Origin of the sequence: Corynebacterium sp. 74A (assembly GCF_008930665.1) — a bacterium.
Taxonomy (GTDB): Bacteria; Actinomycetota; Actinomycetes; order Mycobacteriales; family Mycobacteriaceae; genus Corynebacterium; species Corynebacterium megadyptis.
In genome coordinates, this window is record NZ_PQMG01000006.1 from 35,858 (window position 1) to 60,288 (window position 24,431).

At 64.1% G+C, this 24,431-nt stretch carries 19 protein-coding genes; 17 read left to right on the plus strand and 2 right to left on the minus strand.

Annotated features, from left to right (window positions below; genetic code table 11):
• Positions 1 to 7: 7 nt before the first annotated feature.
• From GBB11_RS09200 to GBB11_RS09245, 10 genes are all read left to right on the plus strand, one after another.
• Positions 8 to 343 carry a helix-turn-helix transcriptional regulator gene (locus tag GBB11_RS09200; protein WP_151549736.1) on the plus strand — a complete coding sequence of 112 codons (336 nt, stop codon included), beginning with the start codon at positions 8 to 10 and terminating at the stop codon, positions 341 to 343.
• Complete coding sequence (locus GBB11_RS09205) at positions 336 to 2,183, plus strand: cation-translocating P-type ATPase (protein WP_151549737.1); 1,848 nt, start codon at positions 336 to 338, stop codon at positions 2,181 to 2,183. Before GBB11_RS09200 ends, GBB11_RS09205 begins: the two co-directional genes overlap by 8 nt.
• 277 nt (positions 2,184 to 2,460) lie before the next feature.
• Entirely contained in the window at positions 2,461 to 4,095 is a 1,635-nt protein-coding gene (locus GBB11_RS09210; RefSeq protein ID WP_151549738.1) for an anthranilate synthase component 1, read from the plus strand.
• Complete coding sequence (locus GBB11_RS09215) at positions 4,092 to 4,727, plus strand: gamma-glutamyl-gamma-aminobutyrate hydrolase family protein (protein ID WP_151549739.1); 636 nt, start codon at positions 4,092 to 4,094, stop codon at positions 4,725 to 4,727. Before GBB11_RS09210 ends, GBB11_RS09215 begins: the two co-directional genes overlap by 4 nt.
• A 63-nt stretch (positions 4,728 to 4,790) precedes the next feature.
• The gene (gene trpD, locus GBB11_RS09220; protein ID WP_151549740.1) at positions 4,791 to 5,819 is read left to right on the plus strand and encodes an anthranilate phosphoribosyltransferase; all 1,029 of its coding nucleotides are present in this window, start codon (positions 4,791 to 4,793) and stop codon (positions 5,817 to 5,819) included.
• A complete protein-coding gene (gene trpCF / locus GBB11_RS09225) occupies positions 5,806 to 7,308 on the plus strand; it encodes a bifunctional indole-3-glycerol-phosphate synthase TrpC/phosphoribosylanthranilate isomerase TrpF (protein WP_151549741.1) in 1,503 nt (500 codons plus the stop codon). The genes trpD and trpCF overlap by 14 nt, the downstream gene beginning before the upstream one ends.
• Positions 7,305 to 8,558 carry a tryptophan synthase subunit beta gene (gene trpB, locus GBB11_RS09230; RefSeq protein WP_151549742.1) on the plus strand — a complete coding sequence of 418 codons (1,254 nt, stop codon included), beginning with the start codon at positions 7,305 to 7,307 and terminating at the stop codon, positions 8,556 to 8,558. Before trpCF ends, trpB begins: the two co-directional genes overlap by 4 nt.
• Before the next feature lie 2 nt (positions 8,559 to 8,560).
• Positions 8,561 to 9,406, plus strand: a complete 846-nt coding sequence (trpA, locus tag GBB11_RS09235; RefSeq protein WP_151549743.1) for a tryptophan synthase subunit alpha — start codon at positions 8,561 to 8,563, stop codon at positions 9,404 to 9,406.
• Between the two features lie 342 nt (positions 9,407 to 9,748).
• Entirely contained in the window at positions 9,749 to 10,756 is a 1,008-nt protein-coding gene (locus GBB11_RS09240) for a bile acid:sodium symporter family protein (RefSeq protein ID WP_151549744.1), read from the plus strand.
• A gap of 41 nt (positions 10,757 to 10,797) precedes the next feature.
• Positions 10,798 to 11,175 (plus strand): hypothetical protein, encoded by a 378-nt coding sequence (locus GBB11_RS09245; RefSeq protein WP_151549745.1) that lies wholly within the window; start codon positions 10,798 to 10,800, stop codon positions 11,173 to 11,175.
• Positions 11,176 to 11,248: 73 nt separating this feature from the next.
• Here GBB11_RS09245 and GBB11_RS09250 read toward each other — a convergent pair whose 3' ends face one another.
• Complete coding sequence (locus tag GBB11_RS09250) at positions 11,249 to 11,854, minus strand: YqgE/AlgH family protein (RefSeq protein ID WP_151549746.1); 606 nt, start codon at positions 11,852 to 11,854, stop codon at positions 11,249 to 11,251.
• A gap of 13 nt (positions 11,855 to 11,867) precedes the next feature.
• Positions 11,868 to 13,286 carry a CCA tRNA nucleotidyltransferase gene (locus GBB11_RS09255; protein ID WP_151549747.1) on the minus strand — a complete coding sequence of 473 codons (1,419 nt, stop codon included), beginning with the start codon at positions 13,284 to 13,286 and terminating at the stop codon, positions 11,868 to 11,870.
• 122 nt (positions 13,287 to 13,408) lie between these two features.
• Here GBB11_RS09255 and GBB11_RS09260 point away from each other — a divergent pair, with 122 nt between their 5' ends.
• The 7 genes from GBB11_RS09260 to GBB11_RS09290 all read left to right on the plus strand — a co-directional run bounded on the left by GBB11_RS09260 (position 13,409) and on the right by GBB11_RS09290 (position 24,428).
• Positions 13,409 to 14,437, plus strand: coding sequence for an NUDIX hydrolase (locus GBB11_RS09260; protein WP_151549748.1), 1,029 nt, complete (start codon positions 13,409 to 13,411; stop codon positions 14,435 to 14,437).
• On the plus strand, positions 14,434 to 17,169 hold the full coding sequence (locus tag GBB11_RS09265; RefSeq protein ID WP_151549749.1) for a hypothetical protein: 2,736 nt from the start codon (positions 14,434 to 14,436) through the stop codon (positions 17,167 to 17,169). The genes GBB11_RS09260 and GBB11_RS09265 overlap by 4 nt, the downstream gene beginning before the upstream one ends.
• A 21-nt stretch (positions 17,170 to 17,190) precedes the next feature.
• A complete protein-coding gene (gene murJ / locus GBB11_RS09270) occupies positions 17,191 to 20,700 on the plus strand; it encodes a murein biosynthesis integral membrane protein MurJ (protein WP_151549750.1) in 3,510 nt (1,169 codons plus the stop codon).
• A 210-nt stretch (positions 20,701 to 20,910) separates the two neighbouring features.
• On the plus strand, positions 20,911 to 21,546 hold the full coding sequence (locus GBB11_RS09275; RefSeq protein ID WP_225979223.1) for a sigma-70 family RNA polymerase sigma factor: 636 nt from the start codon (positions 20,911 to 20,913) through the stop codon (positions 21,544 to 21,546).
• Positions 21,547 to 21,782: 236 nt separating this feature from the next.
• Entirely contained in the window at positions 21,783 to 22,724 is a 942-nt protein-coding gene (gene trxB, locus GBB11_RS09280) for a thioredoxin-disulfide reductase (RefSeq protein WP_151549751.1), read from the plus strand.
• Between the two features lie 35 nt (positions 22,725 to 22,759).
• The gene (gene trxA, locus GBB11_RS09285) at positions 22,760 to 23,083 is read left to right on the plus strand and encodes a thioredoxin (RefSeq protein ID WP_151549752.1); all 324 of its coding nucleotides are present in this window, start codon (positions 22,760 to 22,762) and stop codon (positions 23,081 to 23,083) included.
• A 160-nt stretch (positions 23,084 to 23,243) separates the two neighbouring features.
• Positions 23,244 to 24,428 carry an N-acetylmuramoyl-L-alanine amidase gene (locus tag GBB11_RS09290; protein ID WP_151549753.1) on the plus strand — a complete coding sequence of 395 codons (1,185 nt, stop codon included), beginning with the start codon at positions 23,244 to 23,246 and terminating at the stop codon, positions 24,426 to 24,428.
• Positions 24,429 to 24,431: the final 3 nt, after the last annotated feature.

The window sequence follows — 24,431 nt, forward strand, 5'->3', positions numbered from 1 at the left end:
CGGGGGCATGAGCTTCCAAGAAACACATAACGACGCACTCAAGCGCATCGGCACAGCGCTCGCCAGCGATACTCGGCGAGCGCTTCTTCTTGCCATGATGGATGGCGTCCACTATCCCGCAGAGCTAGCCGAGCGGCTGGGAACGGGACGATCCAATGTCTCTAATCACCTCAACTGCCTGAGTGATTGTGGGGTCATTCGCGCCCAGCACGAAGGCCGCAAAGTGCGTTATGAGATCAGCAGTCCACAATTGCAGCATGCACTCCTCGAGCTCTCGCAGGTGGTACTCACCGTGCACGAGAGCGAGACCTGCCTCGTAGAGACGGGGGCTAGCCATGAGTAGCGCATGTTGCTCATGCGAATCCGGCGAGGTGCGAGAGAACACCGAGGGCCCGTGGTACCGCGATCGTCAGATTCAATTAGCCCTTGGTTCGGGAATCGCCATGATCCTTGGCTTCCTCGTGCACCCCTGGTTCTACTATCTCGGCATCGCCTTGGGTGGAGCCACCTTCGTGCCCGGGGCGCTAAAAACCTTCGTTAAGAACCGCGGCCGCGCCCGCCTGGGCGTCGCGCTGTTGATGACGATCTCCGCTATCGGCGCGATTCTCCTCGGCTTCCCCGGAGAAGCAGCCACCCTCGCCTTCCTCTATTCGCTGGTTGAGGCCATCGAGGATCGCTCCCTGGATAAAGCGCGGGATGATCTGGAATCGATAGATAAACTCCTACCCGAGACTGTGGAGACCCTCGAGCGCGGGCGTGTGCCCGTCCGCGAGCTCGGCGTCGGCGAAATGTTTCACGTGAAACCTGGGCAGCGCGTGCCCACCGATGGCGTGGTCCACACCGGCCGCTCGCACATGGATGTCTCCGCCATTACCGGCGAGCCCATGCCCGTGATGGCTGAGGTAGGGGAGGAGGTCATTGCCGGCTCTATCGCCCTCGATGGCTCCCTCGAAGTGGAAGCGACCTCTCCCGGCGCGAAGAATACGCTCTCCAGCATCGTGGAGCTGACCACCACCGCCCAGGACCGCAAGGGCGCTGCGGGGCGGCTTGCTGACCGTATTGCGGGCGTGCTCGTGCCTGGAGTGCTGCTGCTGGCGCTCGCCACGGGCGTTATTGGCAGCATCTTCGGCGATCCTGGGCTCTGGATCCCGCGCGCCTTGACGGTGCTCGTGGCGGCTTCGCCCTGCGCCCTCGCGATCTGCGTGCCCATCACCATTCTGGCCGCGCTGGGCCGGGCGAGCCGCATGGGCTGTGCGGTGCGGGACGCCGCCACCGTCGAACGTTTCCATGGCATCACCACCGTCGCCTTCGATAAAACCGGCACCCTCACCCAGGGTCGGCCCCAGGTGGTGCACATCGACGCCGCCCCCGGTACGGAGTCTCAGCAAGTACTCGCCATCGCCGCCGCGATTGAGCACCACAGCGAGCACCCCTTGGCCCGAGCCATCGTGCAGGCGGCCGCGCAGCAGGAGATCAGTCCCGCTCCGACCACGGATGTGCGCGAGACCCCCGGCGAGGGCCTGCACGGCATCGTCGATGGCACGGAGATCTACGTGGGCCGTGCACGTGATGTCACCGCCACGGTCAGCGGCGCCAGCGTGGTGGAGGTGCGCCGCGAGGGAGAGACCCTCGGCATTATCGAACTCGCCGATTCCCTGCGAGAGGAGGCGCCGGAGGCAGTCCGCGCCCTCGAGGCCCAAGGTCTGCGCACGGTGATGCTCAGTGGCGACCGCCAGGAGGCGGCCGAGGCCATTGCCCACTCGGCGGGTATTGCCGATGTGCGGGGCGATCTCAGCCCCTCCGATAAGCATGCCGCGGTAGATTCCCGGCACTGGATGATGGTGGGCGATGGCATCAATGATGCACCGGCTCTTGCGGCCGCCCGCATTGGCATCGCCATGGGGGCCACGGGCACCGATATTGCCCGCCGAAGCGCCGATATCACCTTCGTCGGCCATAGCCTCACGTTGCTTCCCCCGGCGCTGCGGCACCTCGCCCGAGCGCACCGCATCATGATCACGAACCTAGCCCTGGCGCTGGCTATTGTGGTGGCGTTGCCGCCGCTGGCGATCACCGGCGTGCTGGGGCTGGCGGAGGTAGTAACCATCCACGAGGCGGCCGAGGTACTCATTATTCTCAATGGTGTACGCGCCGGCCTCCTGCCCCGATCGGAACGCTCCTAGGGGCTCTACCCCCATCTAGCACCCATCTTCCTAGCGGCAGAGAGACTACTGCTAAAGTAGCTGCCATGTTGTTGCACGAATTCACTTCCAGCACCCACTCGTGGTGGTGGCGCGCCAGCTAGGGCGAGCCACGAATTCGGCATTCCAACGTCTTTTCACTAGGCTCGCTCGCTCCCCGGCGCGGCGAGCCTTTTTTGTTGCCTGAGAGGGCGCGGGCTCGACGCCACGGGGGAGGTGGCCCCACCAATCAACCCAGGCTTCAGAAGAAAAGAGCACGATGACACTCACCACCCCGCCGCACTATGAGCCCGCAGTGCTGCGCCGCCCAGTGCGTTATCACCGCGATGCCTCCGAGGTATATCGCGCCCTCTGTCTTGATGGCACGGACACCCCTGCAGACTCGGTTCTGCTGGAATCGGTCGATATTGAGTCCAAGCGCGGCGTGAAATCTCTCGCGATCCTCAGCGCCTCGCTGCGGCTGACCTGTACTGGCCATGATGTCCAGGTAGATATCCTCAGCGCCTCTGGCGAGCCGCTGGCAGAGCTGCTAGCATCCCGTCTGGCCGAGTACCGTCTCCCCGGGGATCGCCTCCGCTTCCATTTCCCGCCCTCGACGGCCATGGACGAGAAGGAGCGTCTCCTCGCTCCGAGCACGGTGCTGCCCCTGCGGCTGCTGCAGCAGGAGGCCGGCGTCCACGATGGTCTCTTGCCCTTCCTAGCGGGCGGCTTTGCCTTCGACTACCTCGCCACCTTCGAGGAGCTTCCCGAGGTGGAGGAGGGGCCCAATACCTACCCGGACTATCAGTTCATCCTCGCCGAAACGCTGCTGGACATCGACCACCGCTCCGAGGAAGCCTCGCTCGCGCGGGTGAGTACCCTCGCCTCCTCCCGCGAGGCAGACGCCGCGGAGCTCGAGCGCATTTCGGTGCTTATCGACGCCCACTCCGCGCCCGCCAACCCCGCCGCCGACGCGGAGTACACGGGGGATGTTTCACGTGAAACATTGCACGCAGAAATCAACCTCAGCGATGAGCAATTCCGCGATGTCGTGCGCACGCTCAAGGGCAATATCTACGAAGGCGATATCTACCAGGTGGTGCCCGCCCGCACCTTCAGCGTGGACTGCCCCGATGCCTTCGCCGCCTATCGTCAGCTCCGAGTGTCCAATCCCAGCCCCTATATGTTCTATATCCACGGCGCGGCGGCTGCGGGCGCGGACGATGAGGCAGGGGAGAGCGCCTATGAGCTCTTCGGCGCTTCGCCGGAGTCCAACCTCAAGTACACCGCCGAGAGTCGGACGCTGCAGATCTATCCTGCCGCGGGCACGCAGCCACGCGGGCTCAATCCCGATGGCAGCCTGAATCGGGAGCTCGATACCCGCAATGAACTTCTGCTGCGCACCGATGACAAGGAAACGGCCGAGCATGCGATGCTCGTGGATCTCGCGCGCAATGATCTTGCCCGCGTGGCGGTACCGGGCACCCGCGCGGTGGATCGCCTCATGCAGGTGGACCGCTACTCCCGGGTGATGCACTTGGTCAGTATCGTCAGCGCCACCTTGGCCCAGGACTTCGATCCGCTGGACGCCTACCGCGCCTGCATGAATATGGGCACGCTCACCGGCGCCCCGAAGATCAAGGCGGTGGAGCTCTTGCGGAAGGCTGAGGGGATCCGTCGCGGCAGCTATGGCGGCGCCGTGGGCTATCTGGCGGGCAATGGCGATATGGATAATTGCATCGTCATCCGTTCCGCCTTCGTCCGCCATGGCCGCGCCCATGTGCAGGCCGGTGCCGGCGTCGTCCGCGACTCGGTGCCGCAATCCGAAGCCGATGAAACCGTACACAAGGCCTATGCGGTGCTGGACGCCATCGCGGCTGCCGCAGCGCAGGAATTGAAGGTGGAACGAGCATGAGCCACATTGTTGTTATCGATAATTTCGACTCTTTCGTCTACAACCTGGTGGACGCCATTGCCGCTACCGAGCATCGCATCACGGTGGTGCGCAATACCACCCCCGTCGCCGAGGTCCAGGCTCTCCAGCCGGATCTGCTCGTGCTCTCTCCCGGCCCCAGCTATCCCTCCGAGGCGGGCACCATGACTCAGCTCATTGCCGCCGAACTGGGCTCCACCCCGATGCTCGGGATTTGCCTCGGCTTCCAGGCGCTCATCGAGCACTGTGGGGGAGTGGTGGCCCCCTGCGGGCCCGTGCACGGCCGCATGAGTGACATGGTGCTCAGCGAGGCGGGGGCGCGCTCCGCGCTCTTCGCTGGCTTGAGCGTGGACCCACATCCGGACCGCAGCACCGGCGCCGGCGACCACGTGCCGGTGGCGCGTTATCACTCACTCGGCTGCGTTGATGTTCCCGAGCGCATCGAGAGCCTCGGCACCTGCCCTTCGGACAGCGGTGATGTCATCATGGCGGGCATTATCCGTGGCGCGGAGGATCGTACCGACGCCATCGGCCTGCAATTCCACCCCGAGTCCATTCTCAGTCCCTCTGGGCCGCACATCATCCAGCGCGCCATCGACATCTTGCTCCCATAATGGAGGGCAGTACCCCTGCCCATCCTCCCCGCATTGTTTCACGTGAAACGAAAGGCACTCATCATGGCTAACCCAGCCGCAGTCGATCTTCTGAAAAATTATCTGGATAATCCTCACCCCACGGTGGAGGAGGCCCGCGCGGTCTTCGAGCCGCTCACCGAGGGCGACTACGATGACGTCCATATGGCCGCCCTCTTGGTGGCCATCCGCACCCGTGGTGAGACCTTTGAGGATATTGCCGGCGCGGCCCAGGCCTTCCTCGCCGCCGCCCGCCCCTTCCCGCTCACGGGCGCGGGCCTTCTGGACACCGCCGGTACCGGTGGTGACGGCAAGAACACCATTAATATCTCCACCGCCGCCTCCTTGGTCTGTGCAGCGGGCGGCTGCGGCGTCGTCAAGTGTGGCAACCGCTCGGTGAGCTCGAAGTCCGGCTCTGCCGATGTGCTGGAGGCGCTCTCCATTCCGGTGCAGCAGGACGTCGATAGCGCCGTGCGCTGCTATGAGGAGTCGAAGTTCACCTTCCTCTTCGCACCGGCCTATCACCCCGCCGTCGCACACGTGCAGCCCGTGCGTAAGGCGCTGGGTATTCCCACCCTCTTCAATATTCTCGGCCCCTTGCTCTCCCCAGCACGCCCAAAGCTGCAGATCATGGGTATCGCACAGCCACGCCTGGGCGATACCATCGCCCGCGTGATGCGCGAGCTGGGCCGCGAGCGCGCCCTCGTGGTGCATGGCAGCGGCACCGATGAGCTAGCGGTCCACGGGCCCACGGATTTCTGGGAGCTCAAGGACGGCGAAATCTCGCACTATCGCCTCAACCCGGAAGAGATGGGCATTGCCACCCACGAGCTCTCCGAGATTACCGGCGGCGACGCCGCAGAGAACGCCGAGATGCTGCGGGCTGTCTTCGCCAGTACTGCCCCGGCGGCCCATGTGGATGCCGTCGCAGTGAACGCCGGCGCCATGTTCTATCTCCACGGCGCGGCCGAGAGCATCGCCGCGGGCACCGCCCGCGCCAAGGAGGTCATCTCTAGCGGCGCCGTCCAGGACTGGCTCGCCACCTATGAAGGGAGTGACCATGACGACAAGTAAGTCCTCTTCGCTGCCCACGATTTTGGAGGAGATCGTCAGCGCCCGCCGTGGCCACCTCGCGGATATCCGCGCGCGCATTGGTGGGGTAGAGGCGGCGTCTCTTCCCACCTCGCAGCGCTCGCTCTACAACGCACTGCAGGGCTCGCACCGCTTTATCCTCGAGTGCAAGTCCTCCTCGCCCTCCCTGGGCCTGATTCGCGAGTCCTATCATCCCGCCGATATCGCGCGGATCTATTCGCGCTATGCCGCGGCCATCTCCGTGCTCTGCGAGCCCGATCGCTTCGGCGGCGACTATGACCATCTCGCCACCGTGGCCTCCAGCACCCATCTCCCCGTGCTGTGCAAGGACTTCATCATCGATGAAGTGCAGGTAGTGGCCGCCCGCTATTTCGGGGCCGACGCCATCCTGCTCATGCTCTCTGTGCTTGACGACGCCGAGTACCGGCAACTCTCCTCGCTGGCCGCACGGCTCGGCCTCGATGTGCTCACTGAGGTGCTCGACGAGGAGGAGATGGCCCGCGCCACCTCCTTAGGTGCCCGCATTATTGGCGTGAACCACCGTAATCTCCACGATCTCAGCATCGACCTCTCCCGCTCGACCGAATTGGCTCCTCTGGCCCCCACAGACGCGGTGCTGCTAGCCGAATCGGGTATTAAGGACCATGTCACCGTGGAGAAGCTGGGCGGGGTGGTCAATGGCTTCCTAGTGGGCTCGCAACTCACCTCACAGCCCGATATCGACGCGGCCGCCCGCGCCCTCATCTACGGCGAGAATAAGGTCTGCGGGCTGAGTTCCCCAGCGGCCGCCCAAGCCGCCTGTGCGGCCGGCGCCGTCTACGGCGGGCTGATCTTCGAGCACGCCTCGCCCCGCTATGTTTCACGTGAAACATCGGCGGCCATCATGGCCGCGGAGCCCGGGTTGCGCTATGTGGCGGTCTCGCGCCAGCGCTCCGGCTATCGGGACTATGCCGATAGTGGCGTCTACGCCGTACAGATCCATGCGCCGCTCTCCGATACCTGGGAGGGGGAGAAGCAGCTGATCTCCGCCGTGCGCGCTGAAGTCGGCCCCGAGGTCCAGGTGTGGCGGGCTATCTCTATGAGCTCCGAGCACGGGGCACGGATGGCCGAGGCGCATGCCAGCGGGGGACTGGTGGATAAGCTCGTGCTGGACAATGGCGAAGGAGGCACCGGCGAGAGCTTCGACTGGGCCACCATCCCCGATAACGTCAAAAACCGCGCCCTCATCGCAGGCGGAGTATCCCCAGAGAATATCGACGAGGCGCTGGGCACCGGTTGCGTCGGCGTCGATCTCAATAGCGGCGTGGAGTATGGCTCCGCGGCCGGGGAAACGTGGCAGTATCGAAAGAATAGTGCCGCTATCCGCCGCGCCTTCGCCGCCATCAAGGACTTCCACTTTGCCCCTCCCGCCCCTCAGGGCGAGGCCGCAGAACACCCCGATATCACCGACCAAGGACACGATCAACGATGACAGAGACCACCCAGAACACAGAGCGGGAGACCATCCTTCCCGCGTATTTCGGCGAGTTCGGCGGGCAATATGTCCCGGAACTGCTTATTCCCGCCCTAGATCAGCTCGAGCGGGCCTTCGTGGACGCCATGGAGGATCCGGCGTTCATGGAGGAGTTAGCAACCTATTTCCGGGATTATCTCGGCCGGCCGACACCGATTACCGAATGCTCCAACCTGCCCCTCGAGGGACAGGGCAAGGGCCATGCGCGCATCTTCCTTAAGCGAGAGGATTTGGTGCACGGCGGCGCTCATAAAACCAACCAGGTGATCGGGCAGGCCCTGCTGGCCAAGCGCATGGGCAAGCACCGCGTGATCGCAGAGACCGGCGCCGGCCAGCACGGCACCGCCACTGCTCTCGCCTGCGCCCTGCTGGATCTCGAGTGCGTGATCTATATGGGCTCCAAGGACGTCGAGCGCCAGCAGCCGAACGTCTACCGCATGGAAATGATGGGCGCCAAGGTGGTGAGCGTGAACTCTGGTTCCGGCACCCTGAAGGACGCCGTGAACGAGGCGCTCCGCGATTGGACGGAATCCTTCGAGGACACCCACTATCTGCTCGGCACCGCCGCCGGCCCCCATCCCTTCCCAACGATCGTCCGCGAATTTCACCGCGTCATCTCCACCGAGGCCAAGAAGCAGATGGAGGAACGCATCGGCGGTATGCCGGATGTGGTGACCGCCTGCGTGGGCGGCGGCTCCAATGCCATTGGTATCTTCGCCGACTTCATCGAGGAGGACTCGGTGGAGCTCGTGGGCACCGAGCCCGCCGGCTTCGGTCTGGATTCCGGCAAGAGTGGCGCTCCCATCAACGCTGGTCGCATCGGTATTCTCCACGGCGCGAAGTCCTATCTCATGCGCACCGCTGAGGGCCAGGTAGAGGAGTCCTATTCCATCTCTGCTGGCCTAGACTATCCGGGCGTCGGCCCTCAGCACGCCCACCTGTCTCATTCCGGCCGTGCCACCTATGTGGGCATCACTGACGCCGAGGCGCTCGAGGCCTTCCAGCTGCTGACCCGCTATGAGGGTATTCTGCCGGCGCTGGAGTCCTCCCACGCCCTGGCCTATGCCCTGAAGCGCGCCGCCCTCGCCGCCGAGAACAACGAGGAGATCACCATTCTGGTATCCCTCTCCGGCCGCGGCGATAAGGATATTGACTATGTGCGCCGCACCCTGGCCGAGCACCCCGAGTACACCCTGAAGGAGAACTAAGCATGTCCCGCTATGACGATCTCTTCGCCAGCTTGGATGAACGGCGCGAGGGTGCCTTCGTCCCCTTCATCATGCTTGGCGATCCTGACCCCGATACCAACGTGGAGCTGATCACCACCCTCATCGAGAACGGCGCCGATGCCCTCGAGCTGGGCGTGCCCTTCTCCGATCCGGTGGCCGATGGCCCCACCATCCAGGCCGCCGATATCCGCGCTTTCGACGCCGGCATGGACTTCGCCGCCTCGCTCGATATCATTCGCCGCATCCGCGCCCGCTATCCCGAGATTCCCATGGGCCTGCTCTGCTATGGCAATGTGGCGTTTTCTCTTGGTCTGGATAGTTTCTACTCCCAGATCCACGAGGCGGGAGCCGATTCCGTGCTTATTCCGGATATCCCGGTGCGCGAGTCCGCCCCCTTCATCGCCGCCGCCAAGCAGCACCAGGTGGATCCGGTGTTCATCGCACCGCCGAATGTGAATGAGGAGACCCTGGAACGCGTCGCCGCTGTGTCCAAGGGCTATATCTACACCGTCTCTCGCCTCGGCGTAACGGGTGCCGAGTCCGAATCTCAAACCGGGGGCCTGCCGGAGATCGTGAAGAATATTCAACGCTTCGGCGGCGCTCCTTCGCTCTTGGGTTTCGGCATCTCCACCCCCGAGCACGTCTCGGACGCCATTTCCGCCGGCGCCGCCGGGGCGATCACCGGCTCCGCCATTGCTGCCATCATCGAGAAGTACTGCGAGGGCGAGCACCCCGAGCCGCGCCGCATCACGGATCTCGAGGCACTGAAGAAGGAACTCGGCGAGTTTGTCTCCCGCATGAAGGCGGCCACCGCCAAGAATTTCTAAGCAGTTCACGCTAGGGGAGGGGAGTGCTACGGCACTCCCCTCTAGCTCTTTTCGGCCCCGAGGGGCTATAATTGGGGCATACTACGCACAGGGGCGCTATTCATAACGTGACAAAACTCTGTGGCCCCGCATATGCCACTGGAAAGCCCCGAGGACGGGCGATTCCAAAGGTTCCAGCCCTCATCTATCGGGGCAACCAATAGTAGGCACTCCCAAAGGCTGACCGCACCAAGCCGGCGTGTACAGGGGTTTTATTTTCTTGGTGCTCCCCACGACATCCTGCTTCCTAGCTCCCGGCACAGCGGCCCCCACGGCTGAGGTGGCAGCACTAAGCTGAAGGGCATGCGCTCGAGATTCACTCTGCGACCACCAGACCCTTTGATCGTACTCATTCTGTGCGCGGTCATTGTGGCGATCGTCCTACCCGCCCGCGGGTGGTTTGCCGATGCCTTTTCCGTGGCCACTCAGCTCGCCATCGCCCTGCTCTTCTACCTCTATGGTGCGCGGCTCTCGCCGCGAGAAGCACTGGCTGGATTGAAGCACTGGCGGCTGCACCTGACGATCCTCGCCTTTACCTTCGTGGTCTTTCCGCTCATCGGAATCGCCCTCACCCCGCTCAAGGCGATACTGTCGACCGGGCTCTATCTGGGCATCGTCTATCTCACGCTCACGCCCTCCACAGTGCAGTCCTCGGTGGCCTTTACCTCTATTGCCCGCGGCAACGTCGCTGGGGCGATCGTCAGCGCCTCGCTCTCCAATCTGCTGGGCGTGGTCCTCACCCCGCTTTTGGTCATGCTCATCATGGCCCAGGGCACAGGCATCACCGTGGGGCCGGAGGTATTCATCAAAATCGCCGTGCAGCTTCTCCTGCCCTTCGTGGCGGGACAGCTCACGCGGCGTTGGACCGGCCGCTGGGCCGCCGCCACAGGCACCAAGATCGTCGACCGCGGCTCCATCACCATGGTGGTGTACTCGGCCTTCTCCGCGGGCATGGTCTCCGGCATCTGGGACACCGTGGACGTGGGGGAGATCCTCTTTCTCATCGGCTTCTCCATCGTGCTGGTGGCCTTCATGCTGTGGCTTACCCGTTGGGTCGCTGCGCGCCTCGGCTTTGATCCCCAGGATCAAAAGGCCATTCAGTTCTGCGGCACCAAGAAGTCCCTTGCCACGGGCCTACCCATGGGTGCTGTGATCTTCGGCCCCGTGGAAGTAAGCTTGCTCATCGTTCCGCTCATGATCTTCCATCAGGTGCAGCTCATGATGTGCTCCTGGCTGGCCGCCCGCTATGCCCGCTCGCAGGAGAGCGACAGCGGCGAGAGCGCCGAGAGCACTCGGCAGCACAGCAGCTAAGAACCCCGTCCGCACACCCGTATCGAGGAGGTTTCCACCCCATGTCCCACCCGCAGAGCTCGCAAAGCCGACACAGCCCACAGCCGAGCGGCAGCGACGCGCAGACGCTCTACGTGCGCATCAGCATGGCCATCGAGGCCCAAGCGATCACTCATGTCGCGGAACTGGAGGAGATCGACACCCAGCAGTGCCGCATGCTGCGCGTCCTCGAGCTCAAGGGCCCAGCGGATAGCTCCCATCGCACCCACGAGATCACCGGCTCCGCCGTGCTCACCGCCGAGGGTAGCTTCGCCCTTGAAGGCATGGACGCTCCGCCGAACCCGGTGGTACCGCACCCGAATCTCTATGGGAACTTCGAAGACATCGTCGCCAGCCCGCTCACTGCCGCAGAGTTCGAGGAGTACTGGTCGCAGCGCTGATCCTCGTAGCCGCGGAGCAGCCACTCCGAGACAAGAAAAACCCGGATGTTTCACGTGAAACATCCGGGCCTTTTTAATTCTCTTCGTACTCCGAGGTGAAGGTACTAAATACCGACATCGGGAAGTCTTGGCGCTTGAGGATATCGCCCCAAACATCCACCATACGTCCCGCAGTGACATCAGAGGGGAGTGCTGGAGCGACAAACCAATGACCGAGCTGGATCTCCTTCTTGAGTTCACCGGGTTCCCACACCTTGTGCCCGGCGACAAAGCGCACGCTTTCCACATAGGGTTCAAAGGCCTCCGGCGGATGCTGCAGATTGAGTACCACGATGCGATTGCTGAGCACATCCCAGAAATCGCCCTTCTCGGCCTTCACGCCAGGCCGGAGCACGGCCACGGCTAGGGCCCCTTCTGGGCTAGTTGCGCCGCCGACATAGAACACTGGGGGAGTGCAGAGCAGATCGGACCACTCCGGCAGCACATTAGCCACCGCCATCTCGGAGGGCATTGTCAAGCTCAGCGCCATCGTGCGTTGTTCGGAGTATTCGATCACGAGCAGAGCATCGCGCTTATGCGGCCCAAACTCAGATTCGTGATCTTGCACCAGCACGGCGCCCACCTCGATGGGATTGCGTTCCATAGCGCTGAAGAGATTATCTCCGAAATACTGTTCCATGGCGGTGTGTCCTTTAGTTCTGTTCCTGCCACCACGAGCGTAGTGCCGCGATGGCGTCGTCGCGCTCCATGGGGCCCTGATCCAATCGGAGCTCCTTCAAGTATGACCACGCACGGCCCACCTCGGGTCCGGGCGGGAGCTCGAGAATCTCCATGATGTCGTTGCCGTTGAGATCCGGGCGGACGGCGGCTAGGTTTTCCTTCTCGGCGAGATCAGCGATGCGCTGTTCCAGCTCATCATAGGCCCGCTTGAGCCGCTGGGACTTGCGCTTATTGCGGGTGGTGCAATCCGAGCGCACCAGCTTATTGAGCTGCGGCAGCAGTTCACCGGCGTCATTGGCATAGCGACGCACCCCGGAGTCGGACCACGGCGCATCGCTGTAGCCATAGAAGCGCATGTGCAAAAACACCAGCTGCGATACGTCCTTGACCACCTGCTTGGGATACTTCAGGGCGCGCAGGCGCTGGCGCACCATCTTCGCTCCCACGACCTCGTGCTGGTGGAAGCTCACGGCACCGCCCTCGTGGAACTCGCGGGTCGCGGGCTTGCCGATATCGTGCATGAGCGCCGCCCAGCGCAGCACTAGGTCGGGGCCGTCATCGCCCTCGTGCTCTGTGACATTACGCAGTACCCGCTTCGAGTGGACGTAGACGTCCTTGTGCTGTTTGTGCTCGTCCTGGGTAAGACGCAGCGCGGGAACCTCGGGGAGCACATGATCGGCCAGTCCGCTCTCGACCATCACGTCGATACCGGCCCATGGGGCGCGGCCGAGCATGAGTTTGCTCATCTCCATCTGCACCCGCTCGGCGGTGATGCGCGTAATTTCGCCGCTCATCTCCGTCATCGCCTGCTGTACTCGCGGCGCCACGGTGCACTCCAGCTGGGAGACGAAACGGGCGGCGCGCAGCATACGCAGCGGATCATCGTGGAAGGACTGCTCCGGGGTGGCTGGGGTATCGAGCAGCCCCGCTTGGAGGTCGCTCAACCCCTCCATGGGGTCGTGCAGCTCCACGTCCCCCTCGGGGGTGATGCGCACGGCCATGGCATTGACCTTAAAGTCGCGGCGCACCAGATCGCCCTCAAGGCTATCGCCGAAGCGCACCTCCGGGTTGCGGGAGCTGCCATCGTAAGTATCACTACGGAAGGTAGTGATCTCGATCTGCGCGTCGTCTTTCTCTGCAGACACGGTGCCGAATTCGATACCGGTGTCCCATACCGCCGGGGCATAGGACTGCAGTATCTGCATGATCAGCTCCGGGCGCGCCGAGGTGGTGAAGTCATAGTCCATGCCACCGCGGTCGAGAAAAGCGTCACGAACACTGCCGCCTACGAGGTACAGCGGGTGCTGGTGAGCGTCGAAAAGCGCTGCAAGATCTGCAAATCTGTGGCCAATTTCGCGCAGCCGGTTAAATCCCGGCAGTGCATCGGACATGAATCTCCTCCGATTCCTTGCACAGTGCGGCGACCCCCTCCTGGCGTCACCGTATATGTGTGATGAGTCTACTCGTGATGTCGAAGTACCAACCGGCGGCTGGTCACGATACGATCAAGGGAATGAGTACCACGAGCAGCAACGCCGAAAATTCGGCGCAGCGAACAAGCGAGTCTAGCAGCACTGCAGGCTCCGGTTCCAGCGGAAACACGAGCCCCAGCACGACGAGGGGCCGGTCTCGTGGTGCCTCCACCCGTCGATCGCGGCGCCGCACCCACACCCCAGCGCACACCCCGCCCCCTGCCGATGCAGGTAGCGAGGCTAACTCCGAGGCTTCCGGTTCCTCGCGTTCGAATTCTGCGCGCTCCGGCTCGGAGGGCGGGCGGCGACGCCGGCGCCAGCGCGGCGGCCGTGGGGGACGGCAGAATGCCCACCGCAACTCCCGCCCCCACACCTCAGAGAACGAGGGCGAGGCATCCACCCAGTCCGGCGAGGGCTCCTCGCGGCGACGGCGCGGCACGTCCGCCAAGCGCGGGGGGCGCGGTGGCGCGCAGGGCCAGAAGAAGCAGAAGCGGGGCAAAAACCAGCGCCCGCAGAATGCGCACCGCCCGCGTCGCGGCGATAAGGGCCGAGGCGGACAGCACTCCATGCCCACCTCTATTGAAACCTCGGCGGGCGGCTTGGTGGCCTCCGGTCTGGCGGAGGCCGTGGATGAGAACGGAGCAGTGGATCTGTCCCGTATCTATGTGGCGTTGATTGGCCGCGTGGATCGCCGCGGCCGTCTGTTGTGGTCGATGCCGAAGGGCCATGTGGAAAATGGCGAGGCCCATACCGCCACTGCGGAACGCGAGGTGTGGGAGGAAACCGGCATCAAGGGCGAGGTTTTGGGCGAGCTAGGGGTGATTGATTATTGGTTTGTCTCCGATGGCACGCGCATCCATAAGACGGTGCACCATCATCTTTTGGCCTATGTGGACGGGGATTTAAACGATGATGACCCCGAGGTCACCGAGGTATCGTGGGTACCAGCGAATTCTCTGATCGAACGCTTGGCCTATGCCGATGAGCGCAAATTGGCGCGCACGGCCCATTCTCTGATGCGGGAATGCGCGGTGCGCATGCACGCCGAGGGAAGGACAACACCACGGTGAGTCGTACGCGTCGTCTAGCCGCGTCTGTGGTGGTAGCAGCGGTGGCCGCCACGACGCCGCCCGCCCTTGCCCCGCAGGCTGCGGCTTTTCCGGTGGTGCTCGACCCGAGCGATCCCCAGGTAGCGCAACAATGGGTCAATCCCTATATTCGCGCCGAGGATAAGGCCTCGCCGCTGCGGGTGGAGATCTCCCCGCTGGAGCAGTCCCATTGGGATCCCACGCGCCCTTTTCGGGTGCGGGTGAGCATCACCAATACCGCGGATACCTCGATCTCGGACGTCTCGCTCACACTCTATCGAGGAGACGCCACGACTGACCCCGAGCACGCCGCCACCATGATGACGGTGGGCCTTGAGGCCTATCCTTATTCCCTCACCGGGGAGGAGGATCTGCGCATCGACGCCGGCGAGAAGCGCGAACTCACGCTCACCGTCCCCCCGGGCGCCAGCGCGGATCGGATCCGGCCCGGCGTCTATCCCTTCCTGATCTGGGTGGGGGCCACGGGGCCAGCGGGGGCGAGTTCCACCACGGAACGTTTTCTTGTGCCCACCGATCCGCTCAGCCCTGCCTCGGCGCTTGTCGACGCCGCCCCGCAGGAACAGTCTCCTCCTGATGCAGAGGAGCCGGCCCCGCCGAGTGGCCTGACCATGCTGCTGCCGATTACCGCCTCCACAGACATCACCCCGGGCGAAACGGGGGAGGCTCCCGCCCAGCCGACCTTGTATCTGCGTGATGATGAGCTAGCCTCCACGATCGTCTCGGGTGGGCGCCTCGATCAGCTCCTCGATACCTATATCGAGCGCACCTCGAACAATGCGGCGCTGCAGGATGCCACCTGCCTGGCGGTGGATCCGCAGCTGCTCGCCGCGGTGGATCGCATGAGCGATGGGTATCGCGTCTCCGATAGCAGGCCCTCTCCGGTGGCGCCGGCGGCGCGGCTGCGGGACCGTTGGGATACCCCCTCCGAGGAGAGCCTGTCTGCAGCGGGTTCGAGCCCCGTGGTGGCGGGGGAGTGGATCGCGAAGCTCCACCGCGCCGCCGAGAATCACTGCGTGGTGGCGCTGCCCTGGGCGAATGCCGACCTCAATGCGGTGGCGTCCACCGGTAATCAGTGGCTGGCCCGCGAGGCCGTCACCCGCGGCCGGCTGACGGTGGAGGAGATCCTCGACCGGCCGGTAACTAGCTCGGTGGTGATCCCCACTGCCGGCTATATGACGGATCGCGCCGAGAGCGTGATCCACACCGCCTCCTCAGGACTCACTCCCGACGAGGCGTGGGTGCGGCAGCGGCGGCAGGGCGGCCAGCAGAATGTCTATGACGAAGCCCCAGATGTGCTCACCCAAGACGAGGCTCCGCAGGAAGAGCAGATCCCCGATCCCACTCTGGGCCGCGCCGAGGTGCTGCTCGCAGATTCCACCGCGGCACCCGCGGGGGAGCGGATCCATCCGGTGGGCTATAACTCTGGCCTGGCCACGCTCGTGGCGCGTATGGGCAGCGCCCCAGTCACCACGGCCTATTCGGATCCGCGCTACCGCTTCGATTACACCCTGGACTCCACCCCAGCCCGCCGCCAGAGCGCCGCGGCCGCCCTCGAGCTCGCCGCAATGAACGCCTATCAGGCGGGAGAGCCGCTGCTGGTGCTCCCTCCGGCGCAGTTGAGCAGCAATGATGCCGATAGCCTCTTGGATAGCGCCCAGTTTGTGCTCAATGCGCGGATCAGCGCGCCCATGGCTATCACGGACTATCTGGCTACCGCCGCCGCCCCGACCGGGGCACGGGAGGTGGTGGATCCGGCGGCAATGAGCGACCGCGAGATCATCACCACCAGCCAGCAGCTGCGCTATACCGACGAGGTCACTCGCCTCATGGTGCGCGATCCCAATATCGCGCTCACCCCCTATGGTTTTTCTGCGCCGCTACGCCAAGGCATTCTGCGCGCCTTGAGCCGCACCGAACGCGATACTCTGCGCCGCCATACCGCCGCCACCGAGCGCGCAGATCGCGGCATCACGGGCAACCGGGCGATGCTCATGGAATTGCGCGATGCCGTGGCCCTGCTGCCGCCGGGCAACGTCTACACCCGCACCAGCAACTCCTCGCCGCTGTTGATCGTGGCCCGCAATGGCCTGCCGCTGCCGGTGGATTCCCATATCGGCTATTCCGCTCCAGAGAATGTGAGATTAGAGCTGCCCACGCAGCTGCGCATCCCCGCCAAGGGTTCCATCACCACGGAACTGACGGCCATGATCCCCGACGATGACCAGCGCACGGATCTCGAACTCTTCCTGCTCACCCCCACTGACACCTTGATCAGTAATCCCGTGGATATCTCGGTGCAGACCCGCGGCACCACCATCAACCGCTGGCTCGCTGGAGTGCTCTTGGTGATGCTCGTGGGGCTGATAGCGCTGCGCACGAATAAGCGTCGCCGCGCCCGATCGGCGCGCCAGCCGCGTACCGCGGCGGCGCGGGCCATGGCCCGCGCTGAGGCCGCCAGCACCGACAACCAGCAGCGCCACCACCGCAGGGACGTGGATAGGCGGGGCCGCCAGGAGGCGGCGCGACGCACCCAGCATCTGCCGCGTCGTCATGCTCACCACCACCCAGGGCCGAGTCCCGGGGATGACCCGCCTGGGCCACCCCGCAGCAGACAACGCAGACCGAGACGAACCCCGCCGCCGAGAACACCGGGGGATGAGAGCCGCTCCTCGCGCCGATCGAGGGACAGCTAGAAGACGAAACGTGGTTGAGAAGTGACAGACAAGCACACGCCAGCAGCGGGCCAGCGGCCCGGCTTACGCGGCCGCATCGTACCGCCGGCGCCGCCCGCGCCGCTCCCCGAATCCAGACCTAGCGTTCAGGAAAAGCGGAAGCAGCGGCTGGAGAGCCAGCACAGCGATCACTCGCAGCTGGCCGCCGAACCGGCCCAGGCGCTCTATGAGGCGCAGCAGGAGCCCGTCACCGCGGCCGGAACGTCCTCCCCGGTGGCCACCAAGGAGGAGGAGCAGGGAACCACCAGCGACTCCGATGTGGTGCGCGCCGGCGGCTCCATGGCCATTGCCACCCTGATTAGCCGTATCACCGGCTTTCTCCGCAACCTCGCCATCGGCGCCACCCTCGGCTCGGCGGTGGGCTCGGCCTTCACCGTGGCCAATACGCTGCCCAATCTCGTTACCGAGATTGTGCTCGGCGCCGTGCTCACCTCCTTGGTGGTGCCGGTGCTGGTGCGCGCCGAGAAGGAAGATCCGGATAGGGGAGCGGCCTTCATTCGGCGGCTGTTCACCTTGGCGCTGACGCTGCTCATCGTCGTCACCACGCTCGCGGTGCTCACCGCGCCCTTGCTGACGCGACTCACCATTGACGATGAGGGCAAGGTCAATATCATTCAGGCCACCTCTTTCGCCTATTTGGTGCTGCCGCAGATTCTCTTCTACGGCATCTTCTCGCTGTTCATGGCGGTGCTCAACACCAAGGGCGTGTTTCGTCCAGGGGCGTGGGCGCCGGTGTGGAACAACGTGGTGTGTCTGGCCACCTTCGCCCTCTACTGGATGGTGCCGGGGGCGCTGGATCCCGCCGAACAGGCCTCGGTGACAGACCCGCACGTGCTGCTGCTGGGTCTGGGCACCACCATGGGTGTGGTGGTGCAGGCGCTACTGCTGGTACCGCCGCTGCGGAAAAAGGGCATCGATCTGCGCCCGCTCTGGGGCATCGATGATCGGCTCAAAGAGTTCGCTGGGATGGCCATCGCCATCGTTATCTATGTGGCCATTTCGCAGCTGGGCTACATCGTGACCACCCGCATCGCCTCCAATGCCGATGCCCGCGCCCCGCTGATTTATCAGCAGGCCTGGCTGCTGCTGCAGGTGCCCTATGGCGTCATCGGTGTCACCCTCTTGACCGCTATCATGCCGCGGCTGTCGCGCAACGCCGCCGAGGGCGATGATCAGGCCGTGGTGCGGGATCTCACGTGGGCCTCCAAGCTCACCTTCGCCGCCTTGATCCCGGTGATCGTGTTCTTCATGGCCTTTGGCACCAACATCGCCAATGCGCTCTTCGCTTATGGCCAATTCACTCCCTCCGAGGCCGATATCTTGGGTTGGACCCTGAGCTTCTCAGCCTTTACCCTCATTCCCTACGCCTTGGTGCTGCTGCACCTGCGCGTGTTCTATGCCCGCGAGGAGGCGTGGACACCCACCTTCATCATCGCAGGTATCACCACGGTGAAGATCCTGCTCTCGGCGGCCGCCCCCTTTGTGGCTACCTCCTCCTCGCGCGTGGTGATTCTGCTCGGCGCCGCCAATGGCTTTGGTTTTGTCAGCGGCGCGGTGATCGGTGTGTTCCTCCTGCGCCGCAAACTGGGATCGCTGCGCGGCAAGGAAATCATGACCTCCACCTTGTGGGTGATTGGTGCCTCGCTGGTGGGCGCCGGCGTGGGCCTCGTTATGGACTGGCTGCTGCAGCTGACCTTCTTCGGCGCGGCCTCCTCGGTGGTGATCATGCTACGCACCGCGATCACCGGCACCGTATTCCTCATCGTCACCGCCATCGTGCTCTCCCGCTCGGGACTGCCCGAGGTCAGTGCCTTCGCCCGCCAGCTCAGCCGGGTGCCGGTGCTCAACCGCATGCTCCGCGCCCCGCAGGCGGACGAGGAGGACTCGGCGAACGAGGGGCTGCCCGCCGCCACCACCGCCGAGCTATCCACCCAGCTGGTCACCGTGGAGCACTTTACTGCCTCCCCGGTGCCGCCGCCGATGTCGGCCGGCGAGGTGCGCATCCCGCGCCTGGTCCCGGGTGCCGCTGTGGCCAATGGCCGCTACCGCCTCCTGCGGGATTATGGTCGCGTCCCGGGCGCTCGCTTCTGGCACGCCCGCGATCAACGCACCGGCCAGCAGGTGGCGCTCGTGTTCGTGGACACCCAAGGCATGCAGATCCCCGCGGCTCCTGTCAGCCCCGCCACGGCCGCCCAGCGCGCCGCTGAGGTCACCCGCACCACCCGTGCCCTCGCGGAGCTCAACCATCCGGCGATCGCCGATAATATCCACGTGTTGCCCTATCGCGCGGGCTGCCTCGTGGTGGCGGACTGGGTGGAGGGCACCGCCTTGAACTCGCTCACCATCGGCGCCCAGTCCGGCTCTCAGCGCCAGCGTTTCACCGGCGCCAATCCACGCGCGGTGGCCTATGCCATGAGTTCGCTTCTCGACGCCGCCGCCACGGCCGAGGAGACCGGTATCTCGCTTGGCTTCGACCACTTTGATCGCATCCGTGTAAACACCGATGGCCGAGCCGTGCTCGCCTTCCCAGCGGTGTTGGAGAGCAACGATTATGGCCAAGATCTGCGCTATATTGCCAAGGCCGTGGAGCAGCTCGTGGAGGATGAGGGCGCCGGCCGGGATCTGAAGTATCTCACCTCTCAGCTCTATGATGCCGACACGGTGAACCCCCGGGTGATGGCCGCTGACCTCTACGAGTTCGGTATGGGCTCGGATCATCCCGAACACTACCTCGAGGTGGCCGCGGATGCCGCGCCCGATCCCACCTCCTCGCCGGGCTTCGGCTCCAAGGGATATACCCGCGCCGGCCTCACCCTGGTCTCTATCGCCACGGTGGGCTTGGTGGTGCTGGTGGCGGCCTCCAGCGTCTATCTGCTCGGCATTGTCGGCGGCAACCGCGCCGATAGCCCAGTGAACTCGGACTCCATTTCTGGCGCACCGGAGAAGGTGCTCAAAGCCACCAAGGTGAAGCTCACCCGCGCCGAGGAATGGGAGCCGGGCGATCCCGCGACCCGCCCCGCCGAGTGGCCGGATAATCCGCAGCTGGCGGAGCTGGTGATCGACGGCGATGTGTCCACCCGCTGGCGCACCGATGATTATCGCGCCCAGTTTGGCGAGGGCGAGGAGATCAAAAATGGGGTGGGCTTAAAGATCGACTTCGCCCAGCCGGCCTCCCCGGCGGAGGTGGAGTTCCTCGCCGAGACCGGTGGCACCACCGTGAGCATCCTGGGATTCACCGCGGACTCCGATGAGGTGGACTCCCGCGATCAGCTCACCGAACTCGGCCGCGCGGTGCTGCGCACGGGCTCCACGGTGGTGACGCTCCCGAAGCTCACAACGAACGAGGATCCCACCTATTATCGCGGCATGGTGGTGTGGATCGAGCGGCTACCGATGCCCTCGGGCAGCGCGCAGTCTCCGAAGCCCGCAGATATCCAGGAAATCCGCGTCAAGGGGATCGTGGATACCGTGAAGGAGAAAAGTGCAGAGTAGCATCGTCACGCCGCGGTAGAGGCTACCCTTAGCCCAAGATATAACCCTCTAGCTCAGCTCTATCCCCCTATATAGGTCCGGTGCACATCACGGTGTGCACCGGACCTTTTGCTTAGCTATCTATTTTTCGCACACTACATCTGCGCGCAGCACCGCGCGCTAAGAATCTAACCGCTTCTACTGTTCATCGTTCATCTGGGGGAGAAGATCATGAACACACCGATGCCAACCGATATTCAGTCCACACATCGCACACGGGGGGAGACCGGCCGCGCCGACGTGGAGCTGGTGAGCCAGCATCTGGCCGGGGATGAGAAGGCTTTTCGCCACATCGTGCGACAGCACCACACCACGCTCTTTCTCACCGCCCGCCGCTATAGCCGCACCGAGCACGACGCCTGGGATATCGTCCAAGAAGCCTTGCTCAAGGCCTCGCAGCGGATGCACACCTTTCGCGCCGAGGCCACTCTGTCCACCTGGCTGCACAAGCTGGTGTCGAATACCGGCTATGACTTCACCAATCGGCGCCCACACCAGCGCCACGAGCTGGCGGTGATGGACGATGACACCCATTCCCGTGCCATTGCCTACCGGCACAGCCACGATCCCTTCATCAGCGAGCTCTCGCGGCTGGCGCTGCAGGCGATCATGCGGACGCTCTCCCCAGAACAGCGGGAGGCGCTCTATCTCATCGATATCGCCGGCTACACCGTGGAGTGGGTGGCCGAGTACCAGGGCGTAGCCGTGGGCACGGTGAAGTCGCGGCGGGCACGGGCCCGCACCAAGCTGCAGCAGCTCTACAGCGACCCGGCAGAGATCGCGGATCTGCTCGCTGGGGCGAACTAGCCGCCGCAAGGCTTATCGACGCCACCTCGCCGCCATACCGGCGCACGGGAATGCTCGACACCGGCACGGTGTTATACCAAGGCACGAGCGGGACGCCCCGCGTACTGAAGCCTTTCCCACCGGTTGGGTAGGGTGGCAGAGGTAGACACTGACGCGCAGCTAGGGCCGCTCGATCGGCGGCCACCGCTGCCGCAGACTTTAGCCGCAGAATCACACAGTAAAGGACGCATCTCACAGTGAGCGACACGATCCACGACGTCATCATCATCGGTTCCGGCCCAGCAGGCTATACCGCCGCCATCTATGCCGCACGCGCCGAGCTCAAGCCACTGGTCTTTGAGGGCTATGAGTACGGCGGCTCGTTGATGACCACCACCGAGGTGGAAAATTTCCCCGGCTTCGCCGAGGGCATCATGGGGCCTGAGTTGATGGAGCAGATGCGCTCCCAGGCAGAGCGCTTCGGCGCTGATCTGCGCATGGAGATGGTGGATTCGGCAGATCTCAGCGGTGAGGTGAAGATCGTGCGCGTCGGTGAAGAGGAGTTTCGGGCCCGCAGCGTGATCTTGGCGATGGGTTCCGCTCCACGCTATGTGGGCGTGCCCGGGGAGAAGGAGCTGCTGGGGCGCGGTGTCTCCGCCTGCGCCACCTGCGATGGGTTCTTCTTCAAGGACGCCGAGATTGCCGTTGTGGGAGGCGGCGACTCCGCTATGGAGGAGGCCACCTTCCTCACCACCTTCGCCTCCAAGGTCACCATCATCCACCGCCGCGAGGAGTTCCGCGCCTCCAAGATCATGCTGGAGCGCGCCAAGAATAACGAGAAGATCGAGTTCATGGTGAACAAGGTGGTCGAGGAGGTGCGCGGCGAGTCCAAGGTGTCTTCGCTGCTGCTGCGAGATACCGTCACCGGTGAAACCTCCGAGCTGGCGGTGGCCGCGATGTTCGTGGCCATTGGCGCCGATCCGCGCTCGGATATTGCCGCTGGGCAGGTGGAACTCACCGACACCAAACACGTGCGCGTTCAGGAGCCCTCCACCCGCACCAGCGTGCCCGGGGTCTTCGCCGTCGGCGACCTCGTAGATAATCACTACCAGCAGGCCATCACCGCCGCCGGCACCGGCTGCCGCGCCGCCATCGATGCCCAGCACTATCTGGGCGAACTGGAAGACACGCTGCACTAAACCCCGCCCTTCATTCATTCTCCAAGGAGACCCCCATGTCTGAGATCATCAACCTCACCAGCGATACGTTTAAGTCCACCGTGATCGAGTCCGAGAAACCGGTCTTGGTGGATTTCTGGGCCGAATGGTGCGGCCCCTGCAAGAAGCTCGCGCCTGTGATCGAGCAGGTTGCCGAGGAGGTCGGCGATACTGCGGTAGTGGCCAAGGTGGATGTGGATGCAGAGCGCAGCTTGGGCGCGATGTTTCAGATTATGTCCATTCCCACCGTTTTGATCTTCCAAGGCGGAGAGAAGGTCGCTGAGTACACGGGCGTGCGACCGAAGCGCGAATACGTGGAAAAACTTGCGTCACTTGCGTAACTGGTAAGGTTAAAACGACAGCGTGAAAGTGCCTTTCTCAGCAACTTTCGTTTAGCGGGCCGCCCGCGCCTAGAATAGTGACACGCTGAGATATCAGGTGTCGTGCTGCGCACTAGAAAAGCCGCGCAGCGCGGCTGCAATCAATGTAGAAGGGACCTCGGTGGTGGACGTGTTGCGGGTTGGTGACCGTAGCCCGCGCGTAGCGGAAGTACGGAAGAGCCTTGCTCGTCTTGGGCTGCTTTCCGTCGACGAATCCGCAGACGGATCTTCCGATGACTTCGATAGCTATGCAGCAACCGACACGCTATTCGATACCGCTCTTGCCGAGGTCGTTCGCGGCTTCCAGCAATCCCGCGGCATCATCGCTGATGGCTTTATCGGTGAAATCACGCTCCGTGCCCTCCGCGAGGCCTCCTATACCTTGGGTGCCCGCGTGCTGCAGTACCAGCCGAATAACACCTTGGTGGGAGATGACGTGGTGCAGCTGCAGACCCAGCTCCAGGAACTCGGCTTCTACACCGACCGCATCGACGGCCGCTATGGGCCCAACTCCTTTGATGCGGTGAAAAACTACCAGCTCAACTACGGTCTGGAGACCGATGGCATCTGCGGGCCCAAGACCATCAAGGCGCTCAGCCGACTAGGACTACGCATCACGGGCGGCTGCCCGCAGGCGATCCGCGAGGATGAGCAGATTCGCCGTGCAGGGCCACGTCTCGCCGGCAAGCGGGTCGTGATCGACCCGGGCCTCGGCGGCAAGGACCAGGGCATGACGGTCGTGGGCACCTATGGTGCCATCACGGAGGAGGAAATCCTCTGGGATATCGCCACCCGCCTCGAGGGCCGCATGATCGCCGCCGGTATGGAGACCATCTTGTCCCGCCCACGCGGGGATAACTCCTCCGCGGAGTCCCGCGCCGATGTGGCCAACGCCTTTGGTGCGGATCTCATGATCTGCCTCCAAGCCGATCGCTACAAGAATGACAAAGCCTCCGGTGTGGCCACGTTCTACTTCGGCTCCGCCCTCGGCTCCTCCTCGCTGACAGGGGAGAAGCTCTCCGGCTTCATCCAGCGAGAGATCGTTGCCCGCACCCAGATGATCAACTGCGGTAATCACGGCCGCACCTGGGAGCTGCTGCGCCTGACCCAGATGCCCACCGTGGAGGTCGTCACCGGCTATCTCACCAACGATGCGGACGTGGCGAAGCTGACCGACCCGATGGTGCGCGATGATATCGCCGAGGCCATCGTGGTGGCCGTTAAGCGCCTCTACCTCATGGATGCCGATGATCAGCCCACCGGCACCTACAATTTCGCGGAACTGCTCGAGCAGGAAAACTGCTAAGCC

What these genes read in the sequence shown, in the direction of transcription:
- GBB11_RS09250 (WP_151549746.1), bottom strand. Translation starts at nt 11,854, where the DNA reads ATGGAACAGTATTTCGGAGATAATCTCTTCAGCGCTATGGAACGCAAT.
- GBB11_RS09215 (WP_151549739.1), top strand. Translation starts at nt 4,092, where the DNA reads ATGAGCCACATTGTTGTTATCGATAATTTCGACTCTTTCGTCTACAAC.
- GBB11_RS09275 (WP_225979223.1), top strand. Translation starts at nt 20,911, where the DNA reads ATGAACACACCGATGCCAACCGATATTCAGTCCACACATCGCACACGG.
- trpCF (WP_151549741.1), top strand. Translation starts at nt 5,806, where the DNA reads ATGACGACAAGTAAGTCCTCTTCGCTGCCCACGATTTTGGAGGAGATC.
- GBB11_RS09210 (WP_151549738.1), top strand. Translation starts at nt 2,461, where the DNA reads ATGACACTCACCACCCCGCCGCACTATGAGCCCGCAGTGCTGCGCCGC.
- GBB11_RS09205 (WP_151549737.1), top strand. Translation starts at nt 336, where the DNA reads ATGAGTAGCGCATGTTGCTCATGCGAATCCGGCGAGGTGCGAGAGAAC.
- trpB (WP_151549742.1), top strand. Translation starts at nt 7,305, where the DNA reads ATGACAGAGACCACCCAGAACACAGAGCGGGAGACCATCCTTCCCGCG.
- trxA (WP_151549752.1), top strand. Translation starts at nt 22,760, where the DNA reads ATGTCTGAGATCATCAACCTCACCAGCGATACGTTTAAGTCCACCGTG.
- GBB11_RS09260 (WP_151549748.1), top strand. Translation starts at nt 13,409, where the DNA reads ATGAGTACCACGAGCAGCAACGCCGAAAATTCGGCGCAGCGAACAAGC.
- GBB11_RS09240 (WP_151549744.1), top strand. Translation starts at nt 9,749, where the DNA reads ATGCGCTCGAGATTCACTCTGCGACCACCAGACCCTTTGATCGTACTC.
- trpD (WP_151549740.1), top strand. Translation starts at nt 4,791, where the DNA reads ATGGCTAACCCAGCCGCAGTCGATCTTCTGAAAAATTATCTGGATAAT.
- GBB11_RS09255 (WP_151549747.1), bottom strand. Translation starts at nt 13,286, where the DNA reads ATGTCCGATGCACTGCCGGGATTTAACCGGCTGCGCGAAATTGGCCAC.
- trpA (WP_151549743.1), top strand. Translation starts at nt 8,561, where the DNA reads ATGTCCCGCTATGACGATCTCTTCGCCAGCTTGGATGAACGGCGCGAG.
- GBB11_RS09245 (WP_151549745.1), top strand. Translation starts at nt 10,798, where the DNA reads ATGTCCCACCCGCAGAGCTCGCAAAGCCGACACAGCCCACAGCCGAGC.
- GBB11_RS09200 (WP_151549736.1), top strand. Translation starts at nt 8, where the DNA reads ATGAGCTTCCAAGAAACACATAACGACGCACTCAAGCGCATCGGCACA.